This is a genomic window from Enterobacter sp. 4974935 (assembly GCF_058661735.1).
This window is the reverse complement of record NZ_JBZWGT010000002.1, coordinates 1-26,371: the sequence shown is the minus strand read 5'-3', so window position 1 is coordinate 26,371 and position 26,371 is coordinate 1. Positions and strand designations below refer to the sequence as shown.

Here is a 26,371-nt window from a genome sequence, read left to right as displayed (position 1 = left end):
GCCCCGCAAGGCGGGGCCGAAGGGACATTACAGGGTTGCGTCAACGCCAACAGTTGAACCAACAGAAGAGATCCATGCGGTCAGGCCGACCAGGCAGGCACCAACAACCATTGACCAGAAGATGAAGCTGCCACTGATATCTTTCCCGCGTTTGTTTTTAAGGAAAAGAGAAACAAGCCCGACAATAAAGAACACAACACCAATGACTTTACCGCCGGTAATCAGACCAGGCTGGGTACTGGCAAGACCTTCCGTGAAGGTATTGATTTTCTCCCAGACAGTCGTTTCAGCCGCAGCCTCTTTGCTCAGTAATGCCAGCGGCAATACCACTAACGATTTTGCCACCGTTCCGCGCAGCTGATACGCTGCGATGGATGCAGATAATGCCTTGTCTTTGATAAGTTTAACAATTTTCATAAAGTATCCTTTTTGATTACCAGTGAATGTTTAATGTGCTCTGCAACGCATCGAGCGTTTGTGTATCGAACATCAGAAGTAGTCCACATACAATTTTCACAATGGATGCCCCTCTCGTACCCGAAGCTGACAGCTCCGTATGGCCCTCAAGGTAAGAGTCTTTCAACCCCTTTATACCCCTGTAAAAAAAGTATGCGCCGAGAATTCTAACAATCCCCAGCACTGCGTTGACTGCTGCGGCTCCCATGCCAAACGTAGATTCGCTCGCATAACTGACGGGTCCGAAGCTAACATCGCCAAATCCTAAAGTGGCACCGCCTGAGTTCATCTGTGCCTTCAACGTGATGAGGCATACACAGAAGATGATACCGGCAAAAATTCTGCCAACTTCCACACCTTTTGTTGAATGCCTGGCCTGCTTCCGCAGGCTCATCAGATATCCAATAACACCAATGATCCCAACGACTGCAGCGACACCTATGATTAGCCTTGTCAGCGGTTCCTGACCACCGTTAGCAACCTGAATTAATACCGATTCTAAATCCATAGTTTCGCCTTTTTGGGTCCTGTTTAGCGGATAAGGCCTTTACTTGTAGTAACGATTCTATTTTCAGTATCGATACCCGTAATGGTGACTCCGCCAAGTTGACTACCGACCTTCACAGCATACGTCTGGTTTTTGTATTTTACCCAAGCAAGATCGCCAGATAAATCATTAATTGAAAAACCTCTCAACAAAGGTAATGCCTGCGACGTTGCCCCAGAAATTGTTCCACTCTGATTACCAAATGAAGGCCCATAACCAGCGGATTTCATTTTCAGTTCCTGAACCTGATTGTTCAGATTTTTGATTTGTTCATTAGCGCTTTGTAACTGACTGGAAAGGATCATCATTCCATTTTTAGAAGTTGATTCTATCGCGTCCAGCCGTTCCTTTTGCTGCAGCAAAATCCCGGAAATTTGCTCGCGGAAGTCACCAGAATCCTGCCCGGCAGGGGCAGCCTGTACGTTCTGACGTTGCCCTGAAGACTGGATCGTGCCATTCCCGGCCGCAGGCGCAGTGTCACTATCGGAGCCCCCAAACAACCAGACTAAAAGCAGGATAGCTATGACAGCGATACCACCAATCCATGCATAGTCACTAATCTTAAGCGGCTTTTTGTTTGCTTTTGCTGCTGGCGTCACTGTCGGTTTTGGCTTTTCAGCAGGCTTGGCAGACACCGGTTCCTGGGCAGGAGCTGCTTCGTTTTTATTGTCTTCTTCAAACAGATTCATTATCAATCTCCTTAACGGTAATACGGGTTACTGGAGCCATACCCGTAGCCGGGGTAGCTGGGAAAGTTTTGCTGAGGGTAATTTGGAGCCGGTGGTTGTGGCATCTGCTGAGGCGGCACACTGGTGAGTGTCGGAGTAGCTTGCTGCTGCGCCTGCTCTGCAGAAGCATTTTCCATATTCTCGCCACAGTCGCTTTCATACACCGGCGCGACAAACTGGATGCCTATGAGCTGATTACGGTCAACCGTAACCTGCTTCACCGGCAGACGGGCTGCATCGTCAGCCAGGACACGCCCTGCCTGTTCACCCATCCCGCCAATAATGGTACCGGCTACAGCCTTCCCGTTCGGTGTGCCAGTTGAGCGGTATGCGTTCCCGCCGTCAGTGATAATCATCTGCGAATTGCTGTCCGCATACAGCTGACCAGTTCGGCCTAATCCGTTAGCGACAGCCGGCAGAATAATACGGCTGAACCAGCGGTTATTTACATTTGAGGAAACGGCCGCGCGCAACGAGTCGGAAGCCACGCCATACGCATCGACCTTACACTGCACTCCGTTCAGCTCCATGCCGGTGAAGTGAATTCGAATACCATCGCCGGCAAGACGGTTTTGGCCAGAATAGAATTTGGCGCCGGCCTGAGCTCCAGTTGGAACATGGGCAATAGCAATACTGTTCTGATCGTCACTGTCCATCGCCGTATCCATTACTGCCGGCACAAGCGTGTAAGCCGATACAAGTCGGGCTCCTTTATCTTTGGCCTTATTCTTCGCCCCCTGTTGTTTTTCAGCATCCGGCTTTTTGTTCTGCGGATAGACCGAATCGGTCCACCCTGAGAAGGTACCGCCGTTCTTGTCATTTCCTTCTGCTCCCAGAGGGGTTGCAAGAGCAACACCCGTGACAACTGGTGTTCTGGCCTGGTCTATTTTCTGCAGTAACGTAGCCACCGCTTTAGCCTGACGCTCACGCTCTTTCTGCTCAGCATCATTCGCCTTACTGTTATCGCCCGACGGCTTTGCTGACGATTCCCACGAATATTTTGGTGGCGGTGCTTTGGTGCCGTAATCAACGGCCACCGGATTACTGGCTGACAACGTGGAGATGAAGCTATCCCCTGTGAGAGCCGCTTTATCTGAATTATCAACATTCCACTCATTCAGCAGCTTGTTGTATTGGGGATCATTAGCTTTTTCCCTGCCAGTTTTCCCTTCCAGCCCCTGGGCTTTCACCTGCGACCCACCCGTTGCCGACTCATCTGATGAGCCAAACAACCAGTACCCTCCCAGAAGCGCCACCACTGCAGCAGCACCACCGACGTAGAGCATCATTTTTCTGGTTTCTTTACCTTTATCTGTAGCCATCGTCGTTCCCCTTAATTCAGCTCAACTTCAACGTCACGCGCCTGACCATTAACAGAAAAAGTCAGCACTGGTGTTGCCGGCAGCACGTAAACATGTGTGCCATCGATAGCGGAAAGCGTTTTTTCAAACTCATCCTGCAGCTGCATGTTACTTCTGACGTAGAGCTCATCACCGATCTGCCAGACTTTGGTACTCCCTGGCGCGTTTTTAAGTTTCAACCGCTGAGCATCTTCAGGCGGGATGCCATCGAGCACGCTCTGCAGCTGCTTGTCATACAGTGAGATTTTTTTCTCAGGCGTAGCGGTATAAACCGGTGTGTCAGGACTGCGCTTCGGGATACGGAGATCCAGACGATAATCAACATCAACGGTTTTTGATTTAACGGAGGGTTCTGCCCCCTTCACGTTAATAATGACCGGCGTGGCCAGCCCCTTCAGAAGCACTGTGATGTTCCCGCTGGCATAGGCATTGGTCGGCTGGATTGTGAATACCGCCGATCCTGGAATATAGCCAACACACAGTTCACCACCTGAAGCACAGGGACTCGAATTATATGGAGGGGCACCTAATACCCAGGGGTGTCCGGTTGCATCTGAAAACGTCACTGTCGTTGCCTGGTTTGGAAATACCCGTACCTGCGGAATGGATGCGCCAGCTGACAGTGATACCGTCTGGCTTGAAATTCGTGGGATCGGCGTTAATGGTGAGGTTTTGGCCGCCGCGCTCATATCTTCCATTGCGCTGCGGGCCGACCGCACCTGACCAGGGGTAATAGGCTGGATCTGCTGCAGAACAGGTGCAGGTAACTCTTCCAGTGTCTGCGGATTAACATGAGTAACCTGCTGCTGTGGTGGAGGAATCTGCGGCATGGGTGCAGGAGGCAGTGCAGTCGTTGGCCGCTGTTGGGCCTGTGCCTGTGGTTGTTGGCCTTGCGCCTGCTGCTGACCTTGTTCCTGTGCTGTTTGCTGTGGAGGCTGTTGCACCTGTGACTGCTGATTTACGGGCAACCCGGAACTGGCCTGCTGCCATTGAGCAATATCACCACCAGGCACAGCTGGCGCCGTTTGCTGCGGCGCTCCATTACCAGTCGGCGCATCAGCTGCAGATACAGAATTTGCCGAAAACAGTGCGGCCATAAGTACAGTTAACAGTTTAATCTTCATGATTGACCTCAGTAGTTCCGGGGTTTGAGAATGGCCTGTGCTACTTGAATACCCCGTGGATCTTCGTCTTCTTTGACGCGGCGTACCTGAACCATCAAATCGTAAGGTTGCGGTCTGTAGTCCTGAGCCTGCCCAACAAGCTGAACAGTCACCGGAATGCGGTATTGCCAGGCATAGGTTTTGGTGCCACGGATAAGACCTTCCGTGATCAGGGTTCCAGGAGTTGTGGAAAGTTTTACGTTCAGACGTTTTTCACTGATATCTTTCAGCAGCCCACTATCGGACAGCGCTTTACGGAAACTAACGTACCCTTCAGCGCTAAAATCGCCGCGGACGCTGGTTAATTGGTTTTCGTAATTCACAAAGTTCAGTGAAAGCGATTTGATCATTGTACGGTTGGCAAAGTCCATCACCTCTTCCGCCGTGTAAGCGGGTTCATCGGTTGGATGAACTTCTGTGATCATGCCCCCATTCGTTGCAATATATTTGGTTTTTTTCTGGTGAAGCCAGTAACCCTGAAGACCAATGATAATGATTGCGACTAATATGATTAGCGTTTGAATCAAAATTACTTTTAAACCATGTTTCGATACGATTTCTTGTACCGTTCGGTTACTCTCTTCAGCCAGAGCTGGAGCAAGGGCGTTGCTGTCATCATCAACGACTGAGTTTTGATCCGAGTCAGTTTGATCCATAATATTTTCACCATTTTGTGTTTTCATAGAGTTTCTCTTTTCAAAAGTTTGTGTTAGAAAATCACGCAGATCGTTAATGAACAATGAGGTATACATGAGCGAACATAATGATTACGAATCCTGTGCAGTTATCATGTGCGAACGACGAAAAGCCACCGCCGTTTTGCGCAAAATCCCGCCAGAAAACCTTGAACAACTCATTAATATGTGGTCCGACATTGCACAGGGAATGATCGAGAAATTTAAGGAAGAACAGAAGGCCACTGAAGAGAAAGCCGCAGCCACAAAGCGGTTCATGGAAGAACACAATATTACGGCTGATGAAGCTCTCCAGATCTTCGAAAATCTCTTTGGTCCGTCCACGAAAAGTAAATCCACTTTTGGAAAAGTGAAGTACCGGATCGAAGTTGATGGAAAGTCCATAACCTGGACAGGAAAAGGTCGCCGACCTGCAGCGTTTGCCGAGATGAGCGACGATGAGCTCAAAAAATATGAAATCAGCTGAAGACTGGCTGCATACTGTCAGACGTTTCATGAATGAAGATTCGCTTGATACGTATGTAGACTCAAAACGTGATGTTCTACCTGCCACAGAATTTATGCGTTTACTAACCGCGGCGGAACACCGCCGCGTTGAAATACGAACCGGCAAGCTATTCGATAAAATCCCGAAAGGACTCTTCCGGTAGTTACAAATGGAACGGGAATGCATCACTGTTTGCATCCTCACCACTTCCACTCGCAGCTGCCGGATTGTTTAATTGCACATTTTTAGAAGATGCGTTGGGCAGGATACCTGACGTATCTGGCAGTCGGGATGAAATCGTTGACCACGGGTCCAGCGTCGTATTAGTCAGGTTCCCCCACTTCTCATTAATCTTCGATTTAACCGTATTGCATACCTCATCCTTCACCTTATCAATAATGTCGCTGATAGACGGAAACTGTGGGATTTTAAGTGATACCGATAGCGACCCCAGGCACTGTCCGAGAGAATCAGACGTACTGGATTCGCTTTTTGCGGCGTTGTTAATCCTTTCCACTTCCTGCTTATAGGCAGCATCTGCACCAGCTTTTGCCAGTTCGTATGCTGCACAGGTCTGTGTTGCCGCAAATGAGCTCACAGAAATGCAGGAAAACCCTACTGCAACGAGTAGGGTTTTTGTTTTATGGCCGAGGCGCTGACTTTGCGACTGGTGCATGAGTCTGTTCTCTCCTTTCATCATCTTTTCTTTTTGCAGCATTTGAAGGATGAAAAAGCTGCTTCATTACTGTTTTGTTTTTTACCTCATCTGAGGCCGCTTGTAAATGCTGAGGCTGTTTTTCATTTGCAATTGTGTTTTTGTAAAGCAAATTTTTACCCCCCTGATCTACATGTCCATAACCATGCAAAACAATTCCACTTTCGGCATTTTTATTGATTGCTGAAAGAGTCATATACGTTTTCCAGTTTCCGTCTTTATCAATACGCTTGTTCACTTTTCCAATCACGCTATGGTACTCACCGGACTCCTTATCCTTTGCGATCCCCTGCATGAATCCTTTACGCGACTCAACAAGGAAATAATCTGGGCGTTCGCCTTTTTTATGCGGTGCGATCAGCAAAGGTGTACCCGCGGTTTTTGACTCTTGAGGGAGTTTATAGCCTGTGGGCTTTGTCATGCTTTCTGGAGCTGGCTTACCATTAGGCAGGAACCAGTACAGTTCTTTTTCAGGCACGGCCTCACGGCTGAGATCAACACCGGTAATCTGCTGAATTGTTGTGCGGAGCTTCTGGAAGGTTGCAGCATCATACGGAACCAGTTCAGAAGGCTTATAGGCCTGTTCATTCCCTGCTGTTGGCTGTGGGTATACAGGCTTTACTTCCCACTCATTACGTTTGGTCTGGATAGTTTCATAACGAACGATCTTGTTGCTTTCATCACGGACAGGTGCATTCACCTCAACATCCACAAATCCCAGCTTTCTGACTGTAACAAGACGTTCTGTGTCTACACCAGCATCTTTAACCGCTCTCTCAAGGTCTTTCCCCCAGAGTGTCTTCTCTCCATGTTCATTTTTGAGGGTGACAAAGTAGTTCATGGATTCATCTTCTTTCCACTCATACTTAGCACGTCCATGCGCGACGATAACGCCTTTCTCCCAGGGTTCCCCTGCAGCTTTATCTTCCTTTTGAGTATCAGATGCATTCTGCTTCTTCGGCTGCACAGAGGCCGATTCTTCCCAGCGCATTCCATTCTGCTGAACTGATGAATTTGTCTTTTCGTTTGCCCCTTCCTGCTTATTCGCATTTGAATCAGCAACATTTTCTTTTGCCGTTTCTTTTGCTGTTTCATTTGCTTTTTTGAGTTCGAGCAATTTAACCCTTTGTTCTGGGTTAGTCAGTTTCACCTCAATGTTGTATTCACTGATAAGGTTAAACACTCGCTCTTTAAATTCGTCACTGCCGGTGATTTCAATACCACGATGATGTTGCTTATCCGCGGTTAGAACGGCCGCCAGGATCATCTCGTCACTCTGGCTGGCTTCAGGGGTAGCCATACGCAGATGTGAGCCGTAATCGTAAAACGCATCCTGTCCATCAAGCGTATACGCCGTATAATCTTTCTCTGCTCTGTACCCAAACCGGGCAATTAACCCTTCCAGGTCTATACGTTCTTTTGGGGGCGTTTCTGCATTATCGTTGGTTGCCCAGCGTATGCCGTTTTCCAGTTCTTCGTTTGTTTTTTTCTTCTCCTCGGTTTCATTTTCAGCCGGGGCGGTATTAGCTACAGATTCGCTGGGCGCTATCCTTTCAGGCTTTTGCTGAGCGGAGTCAGTTGTTTCACCGCCAAAGGCCATCATAGCGGCATACGCCTCAAGATCACTGGCGCTATTACTCTCTTCATCATCGCCGTCTCGATCTGTTGGTGCGGTGTATTCCGGTTCAGCAGCTGCAGGGGTGCTGGACACCGGCACAGCTTCCTCCGGTTCGGCAGCTGCAGGGGCGCTGGCCACCGGCGCGGTTTCCTCCGGTTCGGCAGCTGCAGGGGCGCTGGCCACCGGCGCGGTTTCCTCCGGTTCAGCAGCTGCAGGGGCGCTGGCCACCGGCGCGACTTCCACCGGTTCAGCAGCTGCAGGGGCGCTGGCCACCGGCGCGGTTTCCTCCGGTTCAGCAGCTGCAGGGGCGCTGGCCACCGGCGCGGCTTCCACCGCTTCAGCAGCTGCAGGGGCGCTGGCCACCGGCGCGGTTTCCTCCGGTTCGGCAGCTGCAGGGGCGCTGGCCACCGGCGCGACTTCCACCGGTTCATCAGCTGCAGGGGCGCTGGCCACCGGCGCGGCTTCCACCGCTTCAGCAGCTGCAGGGGCGCTGGCCACCGGCGCGGTTTCCTCCGGTTCGGCAGCTGCAGGGGCGCTGGCCACCGGCGCGGTTTCCTCCGGTTCGGCAGCTGCAGGGGCGCTGGCCACCGGCGCGGCTTTTTCAGGATCTGCAACGGCAGCGCTGTCAGTCGAGCTGTGATTAACGTCAGTAATGTTCGGGTTATCAGTCGGCATAGTGTCTACCCTGTTCATTTGATTAATGGCTCCTTCTACCTGCAATCTGACTTGCTCCAGCCCTTCAGAGACATGCAAATCGTTGTAGTCAGTAAGCCCTTCTTTCGGGTTGCTAAAGGCAGGGACCAGAACATGGCCGGCAGTCAGCTCTGCAGCTTCTGTCGCTTTTTCTAGCCCAACGTTCTCGTCTTTATAAATGTCATTGTCAGCAAGGAAGTAATGAGTGCTGTTTGGAAAGGTGTCTTTCAGGCGGCCAGCAACTTCCACCATGTTGCCGGCATTAACCGTCATGATCACAGGCTGATTGATGGCTTCGCTGATACTGGCTGCTGTCGCATATCCCTCGGCATAAAGCAGGTTGTCACCATCCTTCAGTTGACCACCCACAACGAAAAAACTCCCCCATGCCTGGCCGTCTTTTTCAAGGTGTTTACTACCGTCGGACCAGATGCGCTCAAGGGTCCTGAACTCGCCATCAGCATTAAACAGAGGGATCACAACGTTGCCCCGCTCATCAGCTTTAAGGCCGTTAGCGGCAATGACCTGTTTGTTTTTCAGGTATGCCAGATCTCCCGTGGCATCCGGAAGCCGGTTATATTCTTCCATCAACCGGTTAGCGGTCTGATCAAACTTATCCGCTTGCGCTGCAGCTCTTTGTTCACGCCTTGCCGCAGCATCAGCACGGAGCATGGCCATTTGTTCAGGGTTAGGGGCTGCGCCGGTAGATACCCATTTCTGAATTTCACCACCGTTCTTATAGTCCCTGTACCACCCTGCAGGTCGGCCATCCAGAAAGGCGGCATACACCCCCTTTCTTGAACCAGCTTTACCGTCCACGGTATCGACATAATGCTTCTGGCCATCGAACTCTATGGGGTCTTTGATAATGGCACCGCGCTCTTCAAGCCACGCCGTAAATTCATCTTCAATGGCTTGAATATCCAGGGGCGGTTCTTCGATCACTTTATTGGGGTCAAAAATCCACTCTTTCAGCCGGCTCAGGTTGGCCCCCGGCTGTGCATACCACACCTTTTCTTCCTTCACGTAGTCCAGAGCATTACTGCCATCAGCCAGTTTGCCGGCCGCACGTATTGCACGTTGGCGATCGTCAAAGGGAATACTCAGACGGGTTCTTTCAGTTGCAATTTCAGGTTTCGCCATACTGTCTACCCCTGTAGTTATGTGTTATCGCTGAGAGCGCCGGTACCACCACGGCCGCCCGGTAAGTTTTTTCCCGCGGATAACCCGGAGAATGACCTGGTACAGCACCGGTAACGTGTAGCCCATCATGGCCAGCAGAAAGTAAAAGAGAACCACACAGGTGCAGATAACAAAGGTTTTTACTGACGGGAACGGAAACCAGATGAAGTACACAAGAAACGAGATAACAGGCACACCAAAAACCGTCAGTGGCCGGCCGGCATAACGCCATTTGTTAATGTCCATACTTGCCCTCTTTTAACGCCAGATAGTCCATATATCCTGCGACCTCGATGACTTCCGCTTCGTCGATCAAACCTTCCTGGTGCATTGCCCAGGCGTTCTGAATCAGACTGCGGTTTTCAGCGATCAACAGGTCGTCGATGTAGCGGCCCCACTTGCTGTAATCAACGTCATAGAGTTTGCGGCGCAGGCTGTTATCAATGACGAGATATTCACGGACAGCCTTGCGCCGGCCGTCTTTTGTTTTAAGCAAGCGTTGCACGATGATGTAAGAAAGGATACTCAGCAGGTCAAAGGCGGCAGCTTCACGCATTTCCGGCGGATAGTTCTGCAATGATCGGGAAATGGCTTCTCCGACCGTTTTGACGTGCAGTGTGCCAAGACAAAAGTGGCCGGATTTACCTGCCAGTACAGCAGCTTCAAATGACAGGCGGTTAAGGAGCTCACCAACCCCCATAATCTTCGGAGAACGACGGAGCCCGGAGAGAGTGATAAAATTGTGGAAGGAATCAATATCGCGCCCAATCTGTGACTGTGCCGGCGCCGGAGCAATCCAGTCTCGACTTCCCAGGCGATACTCGATGGGATCTTCAACCGTGATGATTTTCCGGTCCTGGTACGTTTCACCGCAATACTGGAAGATGCTGGCCATCAGGGTTGACTTGCCCGATCCCGTCTCGCCGCATATCAGTCCGAGGCCGGCAGCCGGCAACAGAGAATTAAACAGGTCCGGCTCAATACCCATTTGTTTAAGCTGAGGAATAACCTCATTCAGAACACGGAGTGTCAGAGACATTGCCGCTTCTGTTTTATAAATATCGGCCTGAGTAAAGTTCGCGCGGAACCGGCGGGTTTCGCCGCGGCCGAGTCCAATCGTGCCCGCTTCATCACCTCTTAGCTGGATAGCGGTATTAACGACCGCAGCACTTTTCAGCGTCCCTTTGATCTCCTGACCGAACACCTTATCAACGGTACGTTCCAGCTCCAGGTTGTCGAGCGGGTAAGATGTCATGGGCAACTGGCGCCCATGACGTTCTACCCAGATTTTATCTCCGCCCTGCAACAGAATATCGGACACTTCATTGTTTGAGCAGTGTACGAGAAAACGTTCCAGCGTCTGGGGCGTCAGCGTTGGACCAAAATTGAATGCTTCCATCTACTGCCCCTTAACGTATGGTCGGTTTCCAGCTGCGTTTGTTGATGTCAAACTCAGCTTGCTGCTTCATACGTTTCGTTTTATCGCCCAGCATGAGGCGGTTTTTATCCCCTGTAACTGTTTGCTGCTGCTGTGTGATGACTGGAGCCTTAATCATGCCCTGCTGCAGTAGCGTGCTGTAGCGCAACATGCCGGTGTAATCCCGTGTGAGGCGATTGAAATTAGCAGTGAATATCTCATCAGCTTTTTGGCGACCGTCAGACCAGCCCAGCGCGACAGCTTTTTTCCAGATATCACGTTGTTTCCCGTCCTTCGGCATTGCAGCCGGTTCAGGCAATTCGATCCGCTGCGCCATCAGCCCGGTCAGAAGATAGCTTTTCCAGGTCGGTGGGTTACTGACAAAGCGCGCCGGCACCACAATGTCATAGGCACGGTTGGCCGTTCGGATTTGCTCATTGGTAATGTGTGCAACGTCTTTAGCTTCAGCAATGACCGGTGGCAGGTAGCCTTCAGAAGAGACCAGCGGCTGGAACGAATACATGTAATCAAGGTTGCTGCGCTGATTTTCCAGCGCGGCGCGAATTTCTTTAGCGCGTTCTGCCTTTCCGCCGCGAAATCCAATGGTGTGCGCTGCGTCGTTTAGCATACTGCCAGTAACATCGGCCTCATCGTCACTTTGGCTTGGCGGGTCCATGTAGTAATCCAGGCCTTTAACATCGGAGTCGTCCGCGCGTGCAACGTTCGCAGCAAGCAGCGGTAACGTCAGAAGCACGATCAGTTTAAGTTTCATGGGCGGGTCCCTCTGAGGAATGAACCTTTCTTCGATGGTGTGAGGTAAAGCAGCTGCAGTTCACCGGGTTTCTGGTTGATGGTGGCACGGTACTGCGTTTGTTGTCGGATCAGGGTCAGCAACTGTTCAAACGTAACCTTCGAACCACCAACATCGATATTGAGTGGAAGCGGTAACTTGATCCCCTGACTGGTGAATTGAAGGCCACGCTGTTTAGCCAGTTGCTCCAGTAATTCGTAAGCATCACCCTGCCAGCTCACACGAACATACTGACTGTTTGCATTGATAATGGTAGGGAATTTGTAACGGGTCCTGTTAATGGCTCCAGCCTGGTAAAGCTCATCCTGTGCGAGTTTTATCTTAATGGCTTGCTCACGCAATTCCTGATCTACCAGCTGCTGTGCAGAGATTTGTTTTTCCTTTTCGCTTTGAGAGGCACACCCGGCAAGAGCTAACACAGAAACGGCCGCGAGGACCGTTTGCATTTTGATTTTCATTTCTTACTCCATTTTACTTCGGATTGAATTTGTCGTCGCTTTCACTTCTGAATTGCATTTCATTTTTACTATTATTTTGCTCACGAATCAAACGATGTTTCTCGTTTTGAGCATACGCCTGCTGAGCGGCATCTGTGAAGGTAATGCCCTGCGCGACAGGGAGATTGTGGTTCACAGCTGCATCGACGATACGATTACAGCACAGTTCCTTAAACTCGCCGTCACCATCAACACGAACAGATTTGGCTTTACCAGCAATCGTTAATGCAATTGCAAGGTCAGCCGTTTTCTCTTTGTCGATTCCATTACTTTCTGTCAGCACAATATGACCACGATCAGCCGCTACCGGTTTACCATCGCGCTCAAAGATAACAGTACCGTCTTTCAAAAGCCGTGGCTTGACACCATGACGTGCTGAGGCCATTACGGCCACATCATCACGATCATGACTGGTGATGGCGTTAAAGGTACGGTTGAACCCGATCTGCTCAACCAGTTGCTGTTTATACTTCTCCTTCTTCCTGGAGGAATAGGCAAAGCCCCTCATTTGGCTGAGCGCTGCCTTATCACCCTTCAGTGCTTCCTGTTCGACCCACTCCCGGTAAGAAAGCCGTGGGTTAGCCGCCCTGAAGCCGTTGCGTTCTTCACGCAAGCTAAGACGCAGATTGGCAACCGCCTGCAGGCGTTTGAACTCAGCCAGGTTGTACATCAGCTTTCTGGTATGAGGATCTGAAACAGAATGCCGGACGTTATTTTTCACCAACCGGGTATGTTGGGCAATTTTCCGGTATTCATCGGCGATGCGATCCTTATCCGGAGAATATATCGGTAAATTGTTCCGGTAGGCGCGATAGCGACCCTTGAGCAGCATTCTTTCTTCTGCGCGCTCAATTTTACGCTGCAGACGTTTATTGGCATCTCGACGATAAGCACCAGGGGTATATGCGGTTTTAAATACCGATACTTTGGCCGGTTCAATATGTGAAGGCTGGTATTCACCAAAGCGCTCTTCCATCGACTTCAGGGTATATTGTGCCTTGTTAAATACCAGACTCGCCTTAACAGCCGTCTTCTGGTTTTGATGTTCGTGGGTAATGACGTAGCCCTTTTTCCCCTGTGCTTTTTCGACACGAAGACCGATGTCTGCAAATGTCTTATGCACATCATCCCAGCTTTTGGCTTCACGAAGTCCAGCTGAAACATGGATCAAGTTTTGACGACTACCGCCTACTTGTTCATCACCAACGATATAGCGATAGAGCGTTTCAACCCCCTCTTTATTCTCCATCTTGTTGATGCGATCGAGTGAGCGCCAGTTGCCCCGCTCTTTCTTACTGTGAGGGTTCCGGACAATCTGTTGACGGTCATTAACCACATATGCGCCGTTTGAATGGGACCAACCATTCTTCAATTCCAGTAAGCGGCACGCCTGATGAAGAGTGTCTTTGGTAAAGCTCGATGAGGCGGCTTTATATGTCTGGGGATTGATGCGGTTGACAGCAACATGCACATGCAGGTTATCTGTATCCCGGTGGATGGCTGCAACATACTGGTGATCGGACATGCCCATAGAGGCAAGAGTGAACTTCACCGAATCGAACACCTGATCGTCATTCGGCTTCTCATAGTCTGGCCATGAGAGAACATAATGCATGACCGGGTCTTTGCAGCGTGTGTTTTGCTGGGAAACAGAATTCATTTCCTGTGCTGCACCATCGAGCGAGAAGGTATTGTACTGGCAGGTAACATCACCAACCACAACACGCTGTACACCTGGCTCAACATCCACCGGTGTGCTGATCACTTTCTGTTTACGGATAAGGTAATTGTTTAACCCTTCGAACATATCCGATTTAACAGCTAAAACCGTCTCAGGAGTAGGCTGAACAGTATCAGTCAACTCCTGAGACGGCTTGTCTGCCATGTACTTAATCAGCTGACCAAAGCTGGATTTTTTATCCCTTCGGCCCTCAATGATTTTAGGTATCACCATCCATCTCCTGTTGCAGTTTCTGTGCGGCCTTTTTGACCTCGATCAGAATCTCTGAATACTCCTTGCTATGAACCCCGGCACCTTCGTTAAACAGATGTTTTTGAAGGGCTGTTATCTTTACAAGAGCGGCAAGTGCATTGTAATTACCTTTCGATTGAATGCGCTTTCCAAGCCCAGATTTGATAAGATATTGACTAAGACTAAGCCCTGCTTCATGGGCCTTTTCGGTGAGTTTAGCTTTCACTTCTGTGGAACATCTCACCTGGATTCGATCGTCTGTTTTTCTGCTCTCGCTACGGCTCATCAGATAGCTAACCTCGTTAGGGGGTGTCGGGGCTTGCCCTGACCAAGACGTTTTTGGACGGCCGCCGCGTGTCGGCGGTACTCCAAAAACACATCTTGTCCCGTACTTAAATACCTCATTGAATTCTACCATCGGCGAGGTTTGAAAGCCAGCAGCGAAGGGCCTGGCAGGCAGAGCAATTGAATCGTGCCGGGCATCATGTAAAATCACCCGAATAGCCTGGGTCGATTTTCTCCGGTTCAGCATGGCGATTTTGACATTATTGGGAGGGCATATGCCTGCAAAAAAGAAAGCATTTTATAGCAGTGAGGACATCGGAAAATTCAAAAGCATTCTCGACAACTTGCCTGATGTGACGTCAGAAAGGCTTGAGAAAAAGCACGTACTCGACGAGCTTAAGTCTGACATTAAGAAGCTGAAAGATTCGAAAGGATATGAAGATAAAGAGATACTGAAATTCCTCAACGATGCGGGTTTTTCAGACGTTACATTACGTGATATCAAGGACATTACTGCCGGACGAGTTGGAAAAAAAAGAACCAGCAACAGCCGAAAAAAAATCACTGGAGTTGACGAAGAGCAGCGCACACAAAATAGCTCTACCGCTCAGAATCCTGACGCTTCAGGTCCGCAGTATTAACCTTCACCTTTCGCATATAGCATCCAACATTATGATATAGCTCCCGGCCTGACAGGCCGGGCATGGGTGCTGCCTGTTCGTGTAATTGAGCGTGCATACTTGTCACCGTTCCGGTGACAAGGGCACTCATTGGCCGGAAAAAAATTTCCGGTTCCGCTGCAATGCAGCGCTCAATGGTGCGCACGTTCAGGACCACGATCCGCCTTAGATCCCGATAAATTTACAGGGAAAGGAGTCCGGGCACGGATATTAAAAAGGGGCGCTTACAGCGCCCCTGAGACAGTTACAGATTACATCGCGGCTTCTTTAATCCGCCGGAACACTGCCAACCAGAAACGGAAGTGATCCCATTGCGCTGCGTTCATCGGATGCGACTTTGTTTGCACTCCGTTTGCGACATCTTCAGCATAGTGTATAATCCACAACGGCATTTTGAACCTCACAATTTAAATTGCCTACCCAGCCGGATTGTTGGCGCAATCCGGCACCTTTTCTGGATTTCAATGATTCATCACCTCCTTCACATCCAGAACCAAAAAGTTATCGTTAGCGTGACGCTGCCCTACGATGAAAACAGCATCAAAGCGACTTACTGCAACTACGTTTAGTTTGCCTGTAACCTCCTTTCCGTTGATGTTGATGGTTTCATAGAGCACCTCGTATTCCTTCGCAGAATCGGAATACTTCTGCTCTTTCCAGTTTTCTATCTGTGCGATCAGCTCCGGGGCCAGCTGCTGACGAACACGGTTTAGTTCATAGTCACGATTGAGAATCAGGCGGTAATCTTTAATTAGCTGGTTGATAACCTTGTTCTCATCCCACTCGGATAGCAGTGGGCACTGTTCGCACTGTATAACACCATCTTTAATCAGTTTTTCTCTGATGCCATTAACAACCTGTACAGCACTTAATTCACTGTCGTAGTTCTTTTTAATTTCATCGCTTCCCGGATATACCATAGCGACATCATTAAAATGGCTTACGATTAATTCTGACACAATAAGGGTATAAACCTCATAAGGGTATAAGGTCGCCATAATATTCTCTCCACGTTATTTACAGAGCGTTTTAATCAATATCCACTTTTAAACTTCACGATTATTATACGTCTAATGAGCCATTGCAGGCAAGAAAAAAATGCCCCTTTTCGAGGCATATTTTTAACCGGTTTACCACTCCCAAACGGTCAGTTCTGGCACCTGTTCTGCATCCCGGTCAAACCAAATCCAGTCGAACCCGGCACCATTTAACGCGGCTATATTATCCAAAGCACTTGCACTGATCCCCGCCCTGGCTAATTCCACACGCCATTGTTCAGTAGCAGAAATACGCAATATCCACCCATAGCGATTTTTCTCGATCCAGAACAAACCTTGACCGGACAAGTCATCGTTACAGACCTTATCCAGTAGCTCCGCGTCTTCTTTTTTTACATGGCCGGTACTGACGACAGCCACCCGATATTGTTCACTGATATTCATACTCCCCCCCCTTCAGGGTTGGCGGCCCGCGCCCTGCGGGCCGTTCTAACTCAAATACTCACTGCGGGTAATCATTCATATCCGGGAACGGCGGTTCATCATGATTTTCAGTGCCTCCCAGACCTTCAGCACTGGTGTTACGTGGCCCAGCTCCCGGCAGCATCTGCATTTCGCCGTTATTATCGATCACAATTTCCTTGTTACTGCGCATTTTGCCGTCTGTCCCTTGCCATTTGTTATTACGAATGCGCCCGACAAAATACAGCATCATACCCTTTTTGAAGTACTTCCCAGCTGCTTCGGCCTTCTTTCCAAAAATGACAACATCATGCCATTCCGTTTCTTTTTGCTCCTTCCCTTCGTTGTCGCTGTAGCTGATTTCTGTAGCCAGCGTCAGGCTCGCAATGGCCGTTCCGTTTGGGGTGTAACGCACTTCTGCATCTTTGCCAGCACGCCCCATCAGAATCACTTTGTTTTCGCCACGTTTCCACATAATACACCTCATATATTTGATGTTTATCAGTAAAAAATGGGAGGATTAAGGGGGATTTCTCCCCCTCTTTATCAGTAAAACTTCACGTTCGATTTCAGGGCTTTTTCAAAGTCTTTTACAAAGGAATTTGCAAAAGTGTAATCACGATGAATAAGCTGTTTTGTTTTAGGATTTCGCCACTCAACCTGCACTGATTCGGCTGAGTATTCGATCACCTCGATTTGATTTTTTACACCGAGATAATCAGCAATTGCCATTACGGCATTCACTTTTTTTTGGTCTGCTTCTTTCATTTCAACTCCTTCGCCAGTCGGGGCGCTACCGCGAAAGACTCAACTGCCTTTCGATGTAATAATTATACGTCTAATGAGCCACTTTATCAACTCATCAGACGTATTTTTTTATTTAATTTTGTTCAAATATGAACATTTATTGATGCTAAATATCTAACATAATGGCTTGAATTTGGCCTTGTTGTAGGTGATCCGGTAGTCTTTGCACTTCCCGTTCTGCCGCAGGAACTCCAGCGAGACAACGTTAGCAGCGGCAAAATTGATGCACATAATGCTTTCCAGCGCCTCGAACAGGTCGGCCCCATTGGCAAGCGGAAACCACAGATCGTTGTCGCTACCGCTTAATTTTTCATGCAGACAGAAATGCACAGCACGCACGCCGCCAAATTCCGTAACCAGCACCGTATTGCTGGCGCGAATATCAGTTAGTGTTAACATTTTTCCCCCTGTCAGTATTGGCCCCCTCGCGGGGGCCGCCGTTTCAGTCAATCGCGCGGTAAATCAAACCGGCTTCGGCGTGCTGGTCGGCATATAATTTGAGTTTTTCCTGCTGGGTGATCAGCATGTCGCAGATGTGCTGATAGCCTTCTTCATGTGCGTGCCAGATCATGCGGTTCAGGGTGAACAGGGTCAGCACGATACCGGTAGCTTCTGCGGACAATTCCCCTTCGAACCAGTTACCGCTAACCGATACCGTGAAGCGCTCTGCGCTCAGTGGGTACATGAAGCCGCTACCGCAAGACAGTTCGACGAACTCCCAGGAACCGCCTTGATAATCGGCGCAGAGAGAACGTGCGTGGTTGTAGACACCGGCCTCACCTGTGAGATACCAGGCGCCGAACAGGCGTGGCAGAAAGGCCATGCGGCGGTTATTGGGGATAATGCGTGCAGTGATGGCGGGTTGATTCAGTTCAGTAGACATTTTCTGTACTCCTGCGCCAGTCGGGGCGCTACCGTCGAAAGACCGGATTGCCTTTCGATGTGATTATTATACGTCTAATGAGCCATACCAATCAAGCAAAATATTCCCGCCTACCTGAATATTTTCAGGCGGTAGAACTCTTTCCCCTGTCCATTTTTGGGGGCAGGATCACGCCTGCCCCCTTCTGATTCACATGATTACTATGACTTTGTTTCAGCGTTAAAGTGTACGGCTGCGATCCTGACCAACGGGATCACCGCGCTTTCCTCATCGAGCACACGAAAATTTATCGCTTCCCCCAGGTGCATCAGGTTAGCGATAAAATCAACGATGATTTCGGAAACCGGGTGTCCGTCGCAGTCCTGCTCATTCAGGCGCGCAAACAGCGCCAGCGCCTTAGCGGCCTTGATTGCCCGCTCTTCGTTTTCTTCGTCCATACTGCCGAAACACCATTGCCCCTTTTCAATCAGGGCCAGCGTGTCGTAATAGGCTTCATTCTGGGACATGTTTTTTCCTCCTGCGCCAGTCGGGGCGCTACCGTGAAAGTTCGCTGCGTTACTGCATGAATTAGCCGTTAATCACCTTCGTGATGCACTCCAGCGCCTCAGACTCCTGCGGATAAAGTCGGCGTGCAGCTCCTTCACCAGACTGGATTTCTTCCAGCCGGATAAACTGCGCCGCCAGCGCCACGACTTTTTGCAGCGCCTCGGCATTGACCTCTATCTTTCGATCGCGGGCGGCATCTTCGCGCACCTGCTTTGCCAGGCTCCAGACGGTATCTTTTCCGACGCCATAACGGCTGTGTGAACTGCATTCCGCGATTTCTGCCAGAACGGCTTCGGCCTCATCGTCAGTGAGGTTCATATCACTGGTGCAGTCATGGACATCTTCAGCAGTCCAGATCAGAAGGCTGATCCGCTGCTGTGGTTCAAAACTATCGAGAAGCCTTGCGCAAATTTCATTTACGTTACCGTGCATTGTAAAACTCCTGCGCCAGTCGGGGCGCTGCCGCGAAAGACCGGATGCCTTTCGATGTGATTATTATACGTCTAATGAGCCATATCAATCAAGCGATTTTTCACGCTCATAGCTGCTACAGGCAACGCTGTAGCAGTTTGCATCCAGTTCTGAAGGCCAGTCGTCACGCCCGCAACCTGACAGCAGGCAGGCGCTGAGGTGCCCAGGGCGATAGTCGAGATGCTGGCATGAGGCGCAAAGGTCATCATCTGAGATTGAGCGGCCTGCACAGATAGGCGGCGCGCCATCAGTGGGAATTTCTCGAATATGCAGCGTTGTCACTTTTTTTACTCCTGCGCCAGTCGGGGCGCTGCCGGTTAGCGATGCAGGGGGCTGTCGCCCCCTGCGGCGGTTCAGTCCTTACCCTTATCCTTCATGACTTTAATCAGCCCGGTAATGGCTGTAATGAGGGCGGCCACGGCCGTGATAATCTGAGGGAGGTTATGGAGGATTTCAGAAGAGGTCATAATGCACCTGTAAGGCTGTTTAGGAAGGTACTGATTTGAATCAGTAAAAACATTATACGTCTAACGAGCCATATATGCAAGCAAAAAAACGCCCCTTGTAGGGGCGCTGTGATTATTTTACATACTGCCAGACATGCGGCGGGATCTTATCCCAGATGCGTCCCGATGCCAGCTCTGCGCGGCGATGGTCGGCGGCAGCCTCAAAAGCCTCGGTGTCCTCCGGCGGCACCTGTCCACGATCCCGCATGGATTCGTACATTTTTTCCAGTGTGTCCGGGTTACGACTGCGCCGAAAACGGAGAAGGTAAAAACGCCTCCGTGCCTGATAAACTGTTTCCGCCATGTATCTGCGTCCTGAGCGCCTTGTTATTTCGCATAGTATTCACGTTTTGGTTGAATAAGTCTTCGACTATACGCCCCTTGCGGGGCGTAGCAGGCGGTCAGCCCCAGGTGCTGTAAAAATGGCTTTCGTTAGGATCGGTCTTATAAGCCTGTTCGTACTCGTCAATGCTGACAGACGGATGCTCATGGTTTTCACAGATGCGACGGGTCACGGGTTCGCCTTTAAAGTCGTTCAGTACCGGCTTTAACTCGCCAGACATTGCACTGTCTGCTTTCACCTGCTGCGCAGCGATGCGGCGCAGTACGGCGGTTTTCTTACCGCGCAGGGCGATCACCTGATAAAAACAGGTATTTGTCTGCTCATAACCCCAGCTGGAAACAAAAACATCACCAAGAGAAACGGAGCCGTTACGGAACTGAAGGGATTGAATAGCCATGTTTATTACTCCTGCGCCAGTCGGGGCGCTACCGCGAAAAGCCTCATTGCCTTTCGATGTAATTATTATACGTCTAATGAGCCATATTAATCAAGCAATAAATACATGCCCGGCATGATTTTCTCAGGCCGGGGAATACTTCCTTTCCCTGTTTATATTTCAGGCCGCAAATGCGGCCTGCCGTCTGCATTACACGCGAGGGGGTAACATTCCGGGATAGTGACTGGCAACCAGATTATTGATCTTCTCAACCAGCTCCGGGCGTTTAAACGTAATGTGCGCGCTGCCCTTTTTGTAATATCGCACGCTGAAGTAATCACACTCGAACACCTTACCGTTGAACTGGTTTTCACTGAAAAAGGCATCCAGTTTGGCACCGTCAGAAACACGGTAATCAGGCACGTTACGCCCGTCCAGCACGTAGAACGGCCGCGCCAGATCGTCAATTTTGGTGTGCCCGTCTGAGCTGAAGCGCACCCAGCCACTGCGCCAGACATCGAGCAACGGCGCGATGATGATACGCTTGCCAAACATGCAGGGGTTATTGGTTTTATAATCCCACGACAGGGATTTAAAGATATCAATCAGCCCTTGCGTGAAGGTATCGGCCTTACTTGCGTTCAGGTGCCGGAACGTGCTCATAACGTTCTCCAGCGTTATCGGCGGCATTTCTTCGCCTGCCACCTGCCGATCCCATTCCTGACGTTGTTTGTTGCTCATCAGCGTATACATGCCGGTTTCCGACATCAGCCGATCCCAGATTTTTCCGTCGATAACGCGGGAAATAGCCGTTTCGGCCTGGTCTGGTCTGGTGTCGCTCCATTTGATCGCGCTCTCTACGGCTTTGTCGTAGTCATACAGGTACTGACAGCCTCCGGCCTGCTGCATCAGATCGCGCGCTTTTCGCAGCTTGTCTATGCCGTCGAGATAGACGCGAATACCTTCATTCCGCAACGAGATAATGCGCTCAATAGCAATGGACGGGATCACTTCACCGCCATGCTGGCAGGACATCAGATCGACCGACGGGAGAGTTTTTTCAGATGACATTTCAGACTCCTGCGCCATGCGGGGCGCTACCGTAAGGGGTGAACAGGGCTGGCAATGCCAGCCCATCAATGATTATTTGCAGCGCTGAAGCAGTTTACTGACCTGCTCGGCCAGCGCATACGTGGACGCATACGGGCCACTTAAACGACGGTTAGGGATTTCGTTGAGGGCATACAGGCACGCCTTCAGCAGCGCATCTTTCTGCGTGTCCAGTTCAGCTTTAAGCTGGGAGGGGGTCAGTGCTTTACTCATAATTTGTTACTCCTGCGCCAGTCGGGGCGCTACCGCGAAAAGCCTCATTGCCTCTCGATGTGATTATTATACGTCTAATGAGCCACATCAATCAAGCGTTATCTGATTAATTTTCTTTGTTTTTTCCCGGACTCCTTTCCCTGTAAATTTTGCTTTTCAGATCCCCATCAGCCCGATGAAGGTGCTTTGCCGGCATGGTGCAGGGGTTCAGGCATCAGACACTAGCGATAGCCCGAAACCCCGCAGGGGGTTCGGCGGAGCTGCCAGGCCTTGCCTGGCTAGCGGAGTGTGGCTGACGACTGCCCGACGGGCAGGAGCCGAAGGGGCCCAGAGGTGTTTTAGTACGGCAGGCCTGCCAGAAAACGCCGGCAACTGAGCAGAAATGAACAGGGAAGACACGCTGTGCGGGCGTCAAAATTAAGTTAACTGGCAGACACCAGGGCGGGATCACATCAGAAAGGGCCAGAATAGGGGGCAGGACTCGTCAAAGTCACAAAAACGATGATGGGTACAGGTTTTTTAAATGCGCGCCCAGAGAGCGGCTCAGAGCGTTTCAGGGCAATACGGGTTCGATGCCCGTATTGCCCTGCAGGCGGCAACCACCGCGTCAGCCTTCAGCTCCGGCCAGATAGCGGCTTAGCCCCTCACGGGAAGCCAGCACCGACGCTCTGAACTGCGGTTCGCCGTCACCCAGCGCCTTCAGCTTCTCCACGATATTGATCATCGGCGCGGCAGTACGCTGCTTATAATTCTCGATGTCGGCTGCATATTTCAGTAATGCCATATCACTCGCCTCCTCAGCTGGCAGGTAATCACGCAACCACAGCGCATCTGCGAACGGATCTATCAGCTTTTGCAACGCTTCAGCCGTTGCTTCGAGCGCCCGCCTGTCGGTTTTGATGGTGCCTGTCTCCGGATCAACACACTTCCCTTCCCAGCACTCAGGTACAAACGACTCCCGGTAATGAAAACCGTTGTCACCGTTTTCCGCACAGGCCAGTAGGTTCTCGATGCTTTCAGGGGTTCTGTGCCGTAACATCCTGGCCGTTGCCATACCGATCGCATTAATCATGATGCCATGCAGTCCCAGCGCCTCCTGACGGTACTCCGCGGCGATATCATCCTGGGCAATATCATTCCAGCGCATCGCCTGCGCCCAGGCAGTCCAGAGTCTTTCTGCCATATCACGCTGTTGCGGCGAGGGAATGCTGTTGGCCCGCAGGTTGAGCATTTTTTTCGTCGCATCGTTCAGCGCTTTAAAGCTGATAAGCCGTGAGCTTTTTGCCGGGACCACGTTGTGTTCAAAATCCACTGTGCCCGCCAGCCCGGTGACGGTTCGGGCCAGATGCATTGCCAGCTGGTTGACCGGATCATTGTTGTTATATGCCATACTGATCGCCGCTGCCGGTTTGCTCGCGTTGTTATTAATATCAGCGAAAAACTGCTGGCGTAACTCAAGTGGCAGGCCAACGGTAAGCAATAAGCTGATCGTATCTTCCGTGTTGGAATAATCGCGTACAAATTCAAAAATACCCAGCGCACGGTGCTGGCCATCGAATAATTTTAAATCAGCGTCCATCGGAATTTTAAGAATACCGACTGCCGGCGAGAGTTCGCTGGGAAGGAATTCAACATGACTATCAATATTTCCGGTAATTGACGGCAAAATATAGGGAGCTCGTTTTGATGTTGCGCCGGCAACATAATTCCGTATTTTTTTGGCCCGCGTTTTGTTCGCTTCTCGCTGGCTGCGATCCATAACATCGCCATCATTGTCCATTGCGAGAATACGACGTAACACGACCATAGGAACCGTCAGCATGTATTGTTCTATGCCGCCCTGTATTCCGCGTGTGGCCGGGACTCTGAAAAAATAGTTATCAGTATTCATAATATTTCCTTCGTATATCCGATACGTTCAGGAAGCACGTTTGCGCGTCGGTGTTTTGCGCGGCTATTTCCAGATCGGCGGTAAGCCGGCATCGATGCATAGGACACACCAGACGGAATACGCGATGTCACTTTCTCCGTTCACCCAGCGGCGCACCGTTCTGCCGTTCACGCCAACATGTCGCGCCAGCCCCTCCTGACTGAGGTTGAGCACATTTTCCAGCAGATAGCGGAGTTCATCCCCCGTCGGCGGGGTCCATTTATCAGCGGGACGGAAACAACTTTCGCGGATCGCGCCCACGTTAAGCGGCACGGTATATTTATTGCCCATAGCAAGCCTCCAGAGCCGGCCGCACCACTGTGCGGCCGCGGTTATCAAATCAGACCATGTTCAGCAAAAGAGTAAATATCGCTGCCGCCCACAATCAGGTGATCGAGGACTTTGACATCAACCATCCCCAGCACCTGCGCCAGACGCTCGGTGATCAGCTTGTCAGCCTGGCTGGGTGCAGTGTTAGCGGAAGGATGGTTATGCGCCAGTACCACGGCGGCGGCATTATGATGCAGGGCGCGTTGCAGGACGATACGCGGATGAACGGTGACGCTGCTGATAGTTCCCTTAAACAGTTCTTCAAACGCAATCACGCCGTTGTGGCAGTTAAGAAAGAACGCGCAGAATGATTCGCGTGGTTCTGCAGCAAGACGAAACCGCAGTAAGGAACGCGCGGCGTCGGCGCCGGTGATAAAATCCGTTGTGGTAATTTTACCGGCAATAATGGCGTCCGCCTGGCGGATAATGTTGAGTTCTTCTGCTGAAAATTTCATATATTTCCCTCGTTAGGGGACCTGAGCACCATGCCCGGCCACAAATATATAATAGGACATTTTGTCCTAGATGTAAATACAGTTAAATATAAAAAAGCCCGATTTAACGGGCTTTTATGGTCTATTTCTGTCCCCCTGCAATAACTTCCAGTTCCGTCTCTGAAAGCATAATTTTCAGGCAGGGTTTGGTACGGCTGAGAAGTTCAATCGACCTCGGATCGAGGTCCAGGGATTCGCAAAAATCATCTCCGCCACAGGCATCACGCATCCGGTCCCAGAGCTCGTCAAAATCCGTTGTATCCGGATTGAAACCATTGGCGTAACAGACATTGTGCATCCCATTACTGTTTTTCTCACCTTTCGCCGCCATCACATACACGCCATGATCTTTGACAAAAAGAAGCGGGCAATTAAAACGCTTAACTTCAGCAATAACGACGTTGAGCATAGGATCAGTAAAAACAAGTTCTGATTGCATGGTCATAGTGTATTTACTCCCTGAAAGCTATTTGTTGACCGCAGCGGCGGTGAGAATGTCAGAAAGCGACCCCAGCAGGTATAATTCGGTGAGCTCGCCTGTTTCATTCAGAAGAAATAGCCCTGCAGGTCGGCCATTATGAAAAATAATGGCTTCATGCGATTGATGTAATTCACACTGACACAGCGAGAAATAAATAAGTGACCATTCAGGGGAAATAACGGTTTTATTGCCATGTTCCCGGATATAGCGGGCAACATCAGCCTGTTGCTGAGAATTGAGAGCAGTCATAAGGTGACTCCTGCGCCGGTCGGGGCGCTACCGTCGAAAGACCGGATTGCCTTTCGATGTGATTATTATACGTCTAACGAGCCATATAAATCAAGTTAATTTTGTTATTTTCCTGGTTTAAGGAGACTCTTTCCCCTGTAAATTTTGCATCACAAGCGCACCGTTCGGGCGCTGCAGGCGAATAATATCGTTCTGGCGAGCGTCTTTTTCCCGGATGATCCGCCAGGTTTCGGTGACGGCGCCGGCTGGCTGATACAGTCTGACCTTCACCTCGGAACGCTCTGCAGACAGCACAATGCAGCCTTTCTCATCTTGTGCAGCTGCGTGCCGGGCTTCATCTTTATCCCGCGGGCAGTCATCAAATCCTGATATTCGGACCGGATGGCCATCGATATCAACCTGATAGCCGGGCGAAATCACGGGCACGGGCTGTGGCACATTCGGGAAATAATCAGCCAGATCACACCCTGTCAGGGCTACGGGCACAAGGCAGGCATACAGCATTAACATTCGGCGTGTGGTGATCATAAAGGGTCCTCTCTGGTCGCCGCGGGCCTTATTTCACCTTCTCAACCAGCTGCAGTGAAGGATGCTCACCGGCCAGCAGTAACAGGAAATTGAATTCCCCGGTCTTGAGCTTTACGCCGCGCTGAGCAGCCTTTTCTTTGGTCTGCCATGACGCCGGTTTATAGCCAAACAGCGCTGCAATTTCAGCGTGCTTCAGCCCCAGCGCCAGACGCAGGCGGCGAACGTCTTCGGCCGTGGCGGGATCTTTGACCATATCATCCGGACTGAATGCCCTGTTCAGGCGGTAATCAGGATGCACGCCGGCGATCAGCATCAGCATGTTATATTCGCCTGGGCG

At 50.5% G+C, this 26,371-nt stretch carries 37 protein-coding genes; 3 read left to right on the top strand and 34 right to left on the bottom strand.

The genetic code is table 11. From position 1 onward, the window contains the following. Positions 1-27: 27 nt before the first annotated feature. From AC4OVS_RS00765 to AC4OVS_RS00740, 6 genes are read right to left on the bottom strand one after another with little or no spacing between them, the layout of a single operon-like run. Positions 28-417 carry a DUF6750 family protein gene (locus AC4OVS_RS00765; RefSeq protein WP_011091078.1) on the bottom strand — a complete coding sequence of 130 codons (390 nt, stop codon included), beginning with the start codon at positions 415-417 and terminating at the stop codon, positions 28-30. Between the two features lie 16 nt (positions 418-433). After that, complete coding sequence (traQ, locus tag AC4OVS_RS00760) at positions 434-964, bottom strand: conjugal transfer protein TraQ (protein ID WP_011091077.1); 531 nt, start codon at positions 962-964, stop codon at positions 434-436. Between the two features lie 23 nt (positions 965-987). Then, a complete protein-coding gene (traP, locus tag AC4OVS_RS00755) occupies positions 988-1,692 on the bottom strand; it encodes a conjugal transfer protein TraP (RefSeq protein WP_015243644.1) in 705 nt (234 codons plus the stop codon). Between the two features lie 11 nt (positions 1,693-1,703). Further along, a complete protein-coding gene (gene traO, locus AC4OVS_RS00750; RefSeq protein WP_015058942.1) occupies positions 1,704-3,053 on the bottom strand; it encodes a conjugal transfer protein TraO in 1,350 nt (449 codons plus the stop codon). Positions 3,054-3,064: 11 nt separating this feature from the next. Then, a complete protein-coding gene (locus AC4OVS_RS00745; RefSeq protein ID WP_011091074.1) occupies positions 3,065-4,216 on the bottom strand; it encodes a DotH/IcmK family type IV secretion protein in 1,152 nt (383 codons plus the stop codon). Between the two features lie 8 nt (positions 4,217-4,224). Then, positions 4,225-4,938: a DotI/IcmL family type IV secretion protein gene (locus AC4OVS_RS00740; RefSeq protein ID WP_004187467.1), complete on the bottom strand. Its 714-nt coding sequence runs from the start codon at positions 4,936-4,938 to the stop codon at positions 4,225-4,227. Between the two features lie 67 nt (positions 4,939-5,005). Between AC4OVS_RS00740 and AC4OVS_RS00735 the strand changes: the two genes are divergently transcribed. Both AC4OVS_RS00735 and AC4OVS_RS00730 read left to right on the top strand, forming a co-directional pair. Further along, a complete protein-coding gene (locus AC4OVS_RS00735) occupies positions 5,006-5,416 on the top strand; it encodes an H-NS family nucleoid-associated regulatory protein (protein ID WP_004187465.1) in 411 nt (136 codons plus the stop codon). Continuing rightward, entirely contained in the window at positions 5,388-5,600 is a 213-nt protein-coding gene (locus AC4OVS_RS00730) for an Hha/YmoA family nucleoid-associated regulatory protein (RefSeq protein ID WP_305953721.1), read from the top strand. Before AC4OVS_RS00735 ends, AC4OVS_RS00730 begins: the two co-directional genes overlap by 29 nt. Here AC4OVS_RS00730 and AC4OVS_RS00725 read toward each other — a convergent pair whose 3' ends face one another. From AC4OVS_RS00725 to mobA, 8 genes are read right to left on the bottom strand one after another with little or no spacing between them, the layout of a single operon-like run. Next, positions 5,601-6,113 (bottom strand): hypothetical protein, encoded by a 513-nt coding sequence (locus AC4OVS_RS00725; RefSeq protein ID WP_015058940.1) that lies wholly within the window; start codon positions 6,111-6,113, stop codon positions 5,601-5,603. It lies immediately after the preceding gene. Then, a complete protein-coding gene (locus tag AC4OVS_RS00720) occupies positions 6,079-9,606 on the bottom strand; it encodes an LPD7 domain-containing protein (protein WP_015058939.1) in 3,528 nt (1,175 codons plus the stop codon). The genes AC4OVS_RS00725 and AC4OVS_RS00720 overlap by 35 nt, the downstream gene beginning before the upstream one ends. A gap of 24 nt (positions 9,607-9,630) precedes the next feature. Then, entirely contained in the window at positions 9,631-9,891 is a 261-nt protein-coding gene (icmT, locus tag AC4OVS_RS00715) for an IcmT/TraK family protein (protein ID WP_004187310.1), read from the bottom strand. After that, positions 9,881-11,044: a plasmid transfer ATPase TraJ gene (gene traJ, locus AC4OVS_RS00710; protein ID WP_004187313.1), complete on the bottom strand. Its 1,164-nt coding sequence runs from the start codon at positions 11,042-11,044 to the stop codon at positions 9,881-9,883. The genes icmT and traJ overlap by 11 nt, the downstream gene beginning before the upstream one ends. A 10-nt stretch (positions 11,045-11,054) precedes the next feature. Then, positions 11,055-11,834 (bottom strand): type IV secretory system conjugative DNA transfer family protein, encoded by a 780-nt coding sequence (locus tag AC4OVS_RS00705; protein ID WP_015058938.1) that lies wholly within the window; start codon positions 11,832-11,834, stop codon positions 11,055-11,057. After that, positions 11,831-12,331: a DotD/TraH family lipoprotein gene (locus AC4OVS_RS00700; RefSeq protein WP_004187320.1), complete on the bottom strand. Its 501-nt coding sequence runs from the start codon at positions 12,329-12,331 to the stop codon at positions 11,831-11,833. The genes AC4OVS_RS00705 and AC4OVS_RS00700 overlap by 4 nt, the downstream gene beginning before the upstream one ends. A gap of 13 nt (positions 12,332-12,344) precedes the next feature. After that, positions 12,345-14,324 carry a TraI/MobA(P) family conjugative relaxase gene (traI, locus tag AC4OVS_RS00695; RefSeq protein ID WP_015058937.1) on the bottom strand — a complete coding sequence of 660 codons (1,980 nt, stop codon included), beginning with the start codon at positions 14,322-14,324 and terminating at the stop codon, positions 12,345-12,347. Beyond that, entirely contained in the window at positions 14,311-14,838 is a 528-nt protein-coding gene (mobA, locus tag AC4OVS_RS00690) for a plasmid mobilization protein MobA (protein WP_172740549.1), read from the bottom strand. Before mobA ends, traI begins: the two co-directional genes overlap by 14 nt. A gap of 34 nt (positions 14,839-14,872) precedes the next feature. Between mobA and AC4OVS_RS00685 the strand changes: the two genes are divergently transcribed. Further along, positions 14,873-15,268, top strand: a complete 396-nt coding sequence (locus AC4OVS_RS00685) for a hypothetical protein (RefSeq protein WP_015058936.1) — start codon at positions 14,873-14,875, stop codon at positions 15,266-15,268. 500 nt (positions 15,269-15,768) lie between these two features. Here the strand turns inward: AC4OVS_RS00685 and AC4OVS_RS00680 are convergent, their stop codons facing one another. The 20 genes from AC4OVS_RS00680 to AC4OVS_RS00585 all read right to left on the bottom strand — a co-directional run. Beyond that, entirely contained in the window at positions 15,769-16,305 is a 537-nt protein-coding gene (locus AC4OVS_RS00680; RefSeq protein WP_015058935.1) for a hypothetical protein, read from the bottom strand. 132 nt (positions 16,306-16,437) lie between these two features. After that, positions 16,438-16,749: a DUF5983 family protein gene (locus AC4OVS_RS00675; protein WP_015058934.1), complete on the bottom strand. Its 312-nt coding sequence runs from the start codon at positions 16,747-16,749 to the stop codon at positions 16,438-16,440. A gap of 58 nt (positions 16,750-16,807) precedes the next feature. Further along, positions 16,808-17,242 (bottom strand): single-stranded DNA-binding protein, encoded by a 435-nt coding sequence (ssb, locus tag AC4OVS_RS00670; protein ID WP_015243642.1) that lies wholly within the window; start codon positions 17,240-17,242, stop codon positions 16,808-16,810. A 71-nt stretch (positions 17,243-17,313) separates the two neighbouring features. Next, on the bottom strand, positions 17,314-17,535 hold the full coding sequence (locus tag AC4OVS_RS00665) for a hypothetical protein (protein ID WP_004187336.1): 222 nt from the start codon (positions 17,533-17,535) through the stop codon (positions 17,314-17,316). Between the two features lie 153 nt (positions 17,536-17,688). Beyond that, positions 17,689-17,973, bottom strand: a complete 285-nt coding sequence (locus AC4OVS_RS00660; RefSeq protein ID WP_011091062.1) for a hypothetical protein — start codon at positions 17,971-17,973, stop codon at positions 17,689-17,691. Positions 17,974-18,016: 43 nt separating this feature from the next. Continuing rightward, entirely contained in the window at positions 18,017-18,457 is a 441-nt protein-coding gene (locus AC4OVS_RS00655; RefSeq protein WP_015058932.1) for an antirestriction protein, read from the bottom strand. A 200-nt stretch (positions 18,458-18,657) separates the two neighbouring features. Further along, positions 18,658-18,963, bottom strand: a complete 306-nt coding sequence (locus tag AC4OVS_RS00650) for a hypothetical protein (protein WP_004187339.1) — start codon at positions 18,961-18,963, stop codon at positions 18,658-18,660. A gap of 61 nt (positions 18,964-19,024) precedes the next feature. Then, positions 19,025-19,435 carry a DUF1380 family protein gene (locus tag AC4OVS_RS00645; RefSeq protein ID WP_011154458.1) on the bottom strand — a complete coding sequence of 137 codons (411 nt, stop codon included), beginning with the start codon at positions 19,433-19,435 and terminating at the stop codon, positions 19,025-19,027. An 84-nt stretch (positions 19,436-19,519) separates the two neighbouring features. Then, a complete protein-coding gene (locus AC4OVS_RS00640) occupies positions 19,520-19,756 on the bottom strand; it encodes a hypothetical protein (RefSeq protein WP_015058931.1) in 237 nt (78 codons plus the stop codon). 297 nt (positions 19,757-20,053) lie between these two features. Next, the gene (locus AC4OVS_RS00635; RefSeq protein WP_004187345.1) at positions 20,054-20,284 is read right to left on the bottom strand and encodes an Hha/YmoA family nucleoid-associated regulatory protein; all 231 of its coding nucleotides are present in this window, start codon (positions 20,282-20,284) and stop codon (positions 20,054-20,056) included. Between the two features lie 97 nt (positions 20,285-20,381). Beyond that, positions 20,382-20,720, bottom strand: a complete 339-nt coding sequence (locus AC4OVS_RS00630) for a hypothetical protein (protein WP_004187354.1) — start codon at positions 20,718-20,720, stop codon at positions 20,382-20,384. 189 nt (positions 20,721-20,909) lie between these two features. After that, positions 20,910-21,770: a DUF4942 domain-containing protein gene (locus AC4OVS_RS00625; RefSeq protein ID WP_004206911.1), complete on the bottom strand. Its 861-nt coding sequence runs from the start codon at positions 21,768-21,770 to the stop codon at positions 20,910-20,912. A 72-nt stretch (positions 21,771-21,842) separates the two neighbouring features. Next, positions 21,843-22,022: a hypothetical protein gene (locus AC4OVS_RS00620; RefSeq protein ID WP_040119756.1), complete on the bottom strand. Its 180-nt coding sequence runs from the start codon at positions 22,020-22,022 to the stop codon at positions 21,843-21,845. Between the two features lie 607 nt (positions 22,023-22,629). Next, positions 22,630-23,913 carry a DGQHR domain-containing protein gene (locus AC4OVS_RS00615; RefSeq protein ID WP_015058930.1) on the bottom strand — a complete coding sequence of 428 codons (1,284 nt, stop codon included), beginning with the start codon at positions 23,911-23,913 and terminating at the stop codon, positions 22,630-22,632. Positions 23,914-23,976: 63 nt separating this feature from the next. Beyond that, a complete protein-coding gene (locus AC4OVS_RS00610) occupies positions 23,977-24,243 on the bottom strand; it encodes a helix-turn-helix domain-containing protein (protein ID WP_004187367.1) in 267 nt (88 codons plus the stop codon). Between the two features lie 44 nt (positions 24,244-24,287). Next, positions 24,288-24,737, bottom strand: a complete 450-nt coding sequence (locus AC4OVS_RS00605; protein ID WP_004206910.1) for a JAB domain-containing protein — start codon at positions 24,735-24,737, stop codon at positions 24,288-24,290. A 121-nt stretch (positions 24,738-24,858) separates the two neighbouring features. After that, positions 24,859-25,221 carry a DUF3085 domain-containing protein gene (locus tag AC4OVS_RS00600; RefSeq protein ID WP_004206909.1) on the bottom strand — a complete coding sequence of 121 codons (363 nt, stop codon included), beginning with the start codon at positions 25,219-25,221 and terminating at the stop codon, positions 24,859-24,861. Between the two features lie 21 nt (positions 25,222-25,242). Next, complete coding sequence (locus tag AC4OVS_RS00595) at positions 25,243-25,506, bottom strand: hypothetical protein (RefSeq protein ID WP_004206908.1); 264 nt, start codon at positions 25,504-25,506, stop codon at positions 25,243-25,245. Between the two features lie 117 nt (positions 25,507-25,623). After that, positions 25,624-26,034, bottom strand: a complete 411-nt coding sequence (locus AC4OVS_RS00590; RefSeq protein ID WP_015058929.1) for a hypothetical protein — start codon at positions 26,032-26,034, stop codon at positions 25,624-25,626. A gap of 28 nt (positions 26,035-26,062) precedes the next feature. Further along, the coding region (locus tag AC4OVS_RS00585) for a helix-turn-helix domain-containing protein (RefSeq protein WP_491922123.1) at positions 26,063-26,371 on the bottom strand (309 nt) is incomplete at its 5' end.

Coding starts and splice junctions, on each gene's coding strand:
- AC4OVS_RS00645 (WP_011154458.1), bottom strand. CDS start 19,435: ATGCACGGTAACGTAAATGAAATTTGCGCAAGGCTTCTCGATAGTTTT.
- AC4OVS_RS00635 (WP_004187345.1), bottom strand. CDS start 20,284: ATGGCGGAAACAGTTTATCAGGCACGGAGGCGTTTTTACCTTCTCCGT.
- AC4OVS_RS00685 (WP_015058936.1), top strand. CDS start 14,873: ATGGCGATTTTGACATTATTGGGAGGGCATATGCCTGCAAAAAAGAAA.
- AC4OVS_RS00660 (WP_011091062.1), bottom strand. CDS start 17,973: ATGTTAACACTAACTGATATTCGCGCCAGCAATACGGTGCTGGTTACG.
- AC4OVS_RS00630 (WP_004187354.1), bottom strand. CDS start 20,720: ATGGCTATTCAATCCCTTCAGTTCCGTAACGGCTCCGTTTCTCTTGGT.
- AC4OVS_RS00765 (WP_011091078.1), bottom strand. CDS start 417: ATGAAAATTGTTAAACTTATCAAAGACAAGGCATTATCTGCATCCATC.
- AC4OVS_RS00600 (WP_004206909.1), bottom strand. CDS start 25,221: ATGACCATGCAATCAGAACTTGTTTTTACTGATCCTATGCTCAACGTC.
- traJ (WP_004187313.1), bottom strand. CDS start 11,044: ATGGAAGCATTCAATTTTGGTCCAACGCTGACGCCCCAGACGCTGGAA.
- AC4OVS_RS00620 (WP_040119756.1), bottom strand. CDS start 22,022: ATGAGTAAAGCACTGACCCCCTCCCAGCTTAAAGCTGAACTGGACACG.
- AC4OVS_RS00595 (WP_004206908.1), bottom strand. CDS start 25,506: ATGACTGCTCTCAATTCTCAGCAACAGGCTGATGTTGCCCGCTATATC.
- AC4OVS_RS00725 (WP_015058940.1), bottom strand. CDS start 6,113: ATGCACCAGTCGCAAAGTCAGCGCCTCGGCCATAAAACAAAAACCCTA.
- AC4OVS_RS00740 (WP_004187467.1), bottom strand. CDS start 4,938: ATGAAAACACAAAATGGTGAAAATATTATGGATCAAACTGACTCGGAT.
- traP (WP_015243644.1), bottom strand. CDS start 1,692: ATGAATCTGTTTGAAGAAGACAATAAAAACGAAGCAGCTCCTGCCCAG.
- AC4OVS_RS00705 (WP_015058938.1), bottom strand. CDS start 11,834: ATGAAACTTAAACTGATCGTGCTTCTGACGTTACCGCTGCTTGCTGCG.
- AC4OVS_RS00650 (WP_004187339.1), bottom strand. CDS start 18,963: ATGTCCCAGAATGAAGCCTATTACGACACGCTGGCCCTGATTGAAAAG.
- AC4OVS_RS00730 (WP_305953721.1), top strand. CDS start 5,388: ATGAGCTCAAAAAATATGAAATCAGCTGAAGACTGGCTGCATACTGTC.
- ssb (WP_015243642.1), bottom strand. CDS start 17,242: ATGTGGAAACGTGGCGAAAACAAAGTGATTCTGATGGGGCGTGCTGGC.
- AC4OVS_RS00625 (WP_004206911.1), bottom strand. CDS start 21,770: ATGTCATCTGAAAAAACTCTCCCGTCGGTCGATCTGATGTCCTGCCAG.
- traI (WP_015058937.1), bottom strand. CDS start 14,324: ATGGTGATACCTAAAATCATTGAGGGCCGAAGGGATAAAAAATCCAGC.
- traQ (WP_011091077.1), bottom strand. CDS start 964: ATGGATTTAGAATCGGTATTAATTCAGGTTGCTAACGGTGGTCAGGAA.
- AC4OVS_RS00720 (WP_015058939.1), bottom strand. CDS start 9,606: ATGGCGAAACCTGAAATTGCAACTGAAAGAACCCGTCTGAGTATTCCC.
- AC4OVS_RS00675 (WP_015058934.1), bottom strand. CDS start 16,749: ATGAATATCAGTGAACAATATCGGGTGGCTGTCGTCAGTACCGGCCAT.
- AC4OVS_RS00615 (WP_015058930.1), bottom strand. CDS start 23,913: ATGAATACTGATAACTATTTTTTCAGAGTCCCGGCCACACGCGGAATA.
- AC4OVS_RS00735 (WP_004187465.1), top strand. CDS start 5,006: ATGAGCGAACATAATGATTACGAATCCTGTGCAGTTATCATGTGCGAA.
- AC4OVS_RS00665 (WP_004187336.1), bottom strand. CDS start 17,535: ATGAAAGAAGCAGACCAAAAAAAAGTGAATGCCGTAATGGCAATTGCT.
- AC4OVS_RS00605 (WP_004206910.1), bottom strand. CDS start 24,737: ATGAAATTTTCAGCAGAAGAACTCAACATTATCCGCCAGGCGGACGCC.
- AC4OVS_RS00700 (WP_004187320.1), bottom strand. CDS start 12,331: ATGAAAATCAAAATGCAAACGGTCCTCGCGGCCGTTTCTGTGTTAGCT.
- AC4OVS_RS00590 (WP_015058929.1), bottom strand. CDS start 26,034: ATGATCACCACACGCCGAATGTTAATGCTGTATGCCTGCCTTGTGCCC.
- AC4OVS_RS00680 (WP_015058935.1), bottom strand. CDS start 16,305: ATGGCGACCTTATACCCTTATGAGGTTTATACCCTTATTGTGTCAGAA.
- AC4OVS_RS00745 (WP_011091074.1), bottom strand. CDS start 4,216: ATGAAGATTAAACTGTTAACTGTACTTATGGCCGCACTGTTTTCGGCA.
- AC4OVS_RS00610 (WP_004187367.1), bottom strand. CDS start 24,243: ATGGGCAATAAATATACCGTGCCGCTTAACGTGGGCGCGATCCGCGAA.
- AC4OVS_RS00655 (WP_015058932.1), bottom strand. CDS start 18,457: ATGTCTACTGAACTGAATCAACCCGCCATCACTGCACGCATTATCCCC.
- traO (WP_015058942.1), bottom strand. CDS start 3,053: ATGGCTACAGATAAAGGTAAAGAAACCAGAAAAATGATGCTCTACGTC.
- icmT (WP_004187310.1), bottom strand. CDS start 9,891: ATGGACATTAACAAATGGCGTTATGCCGGCCGGCCACTGACGGTTTTT.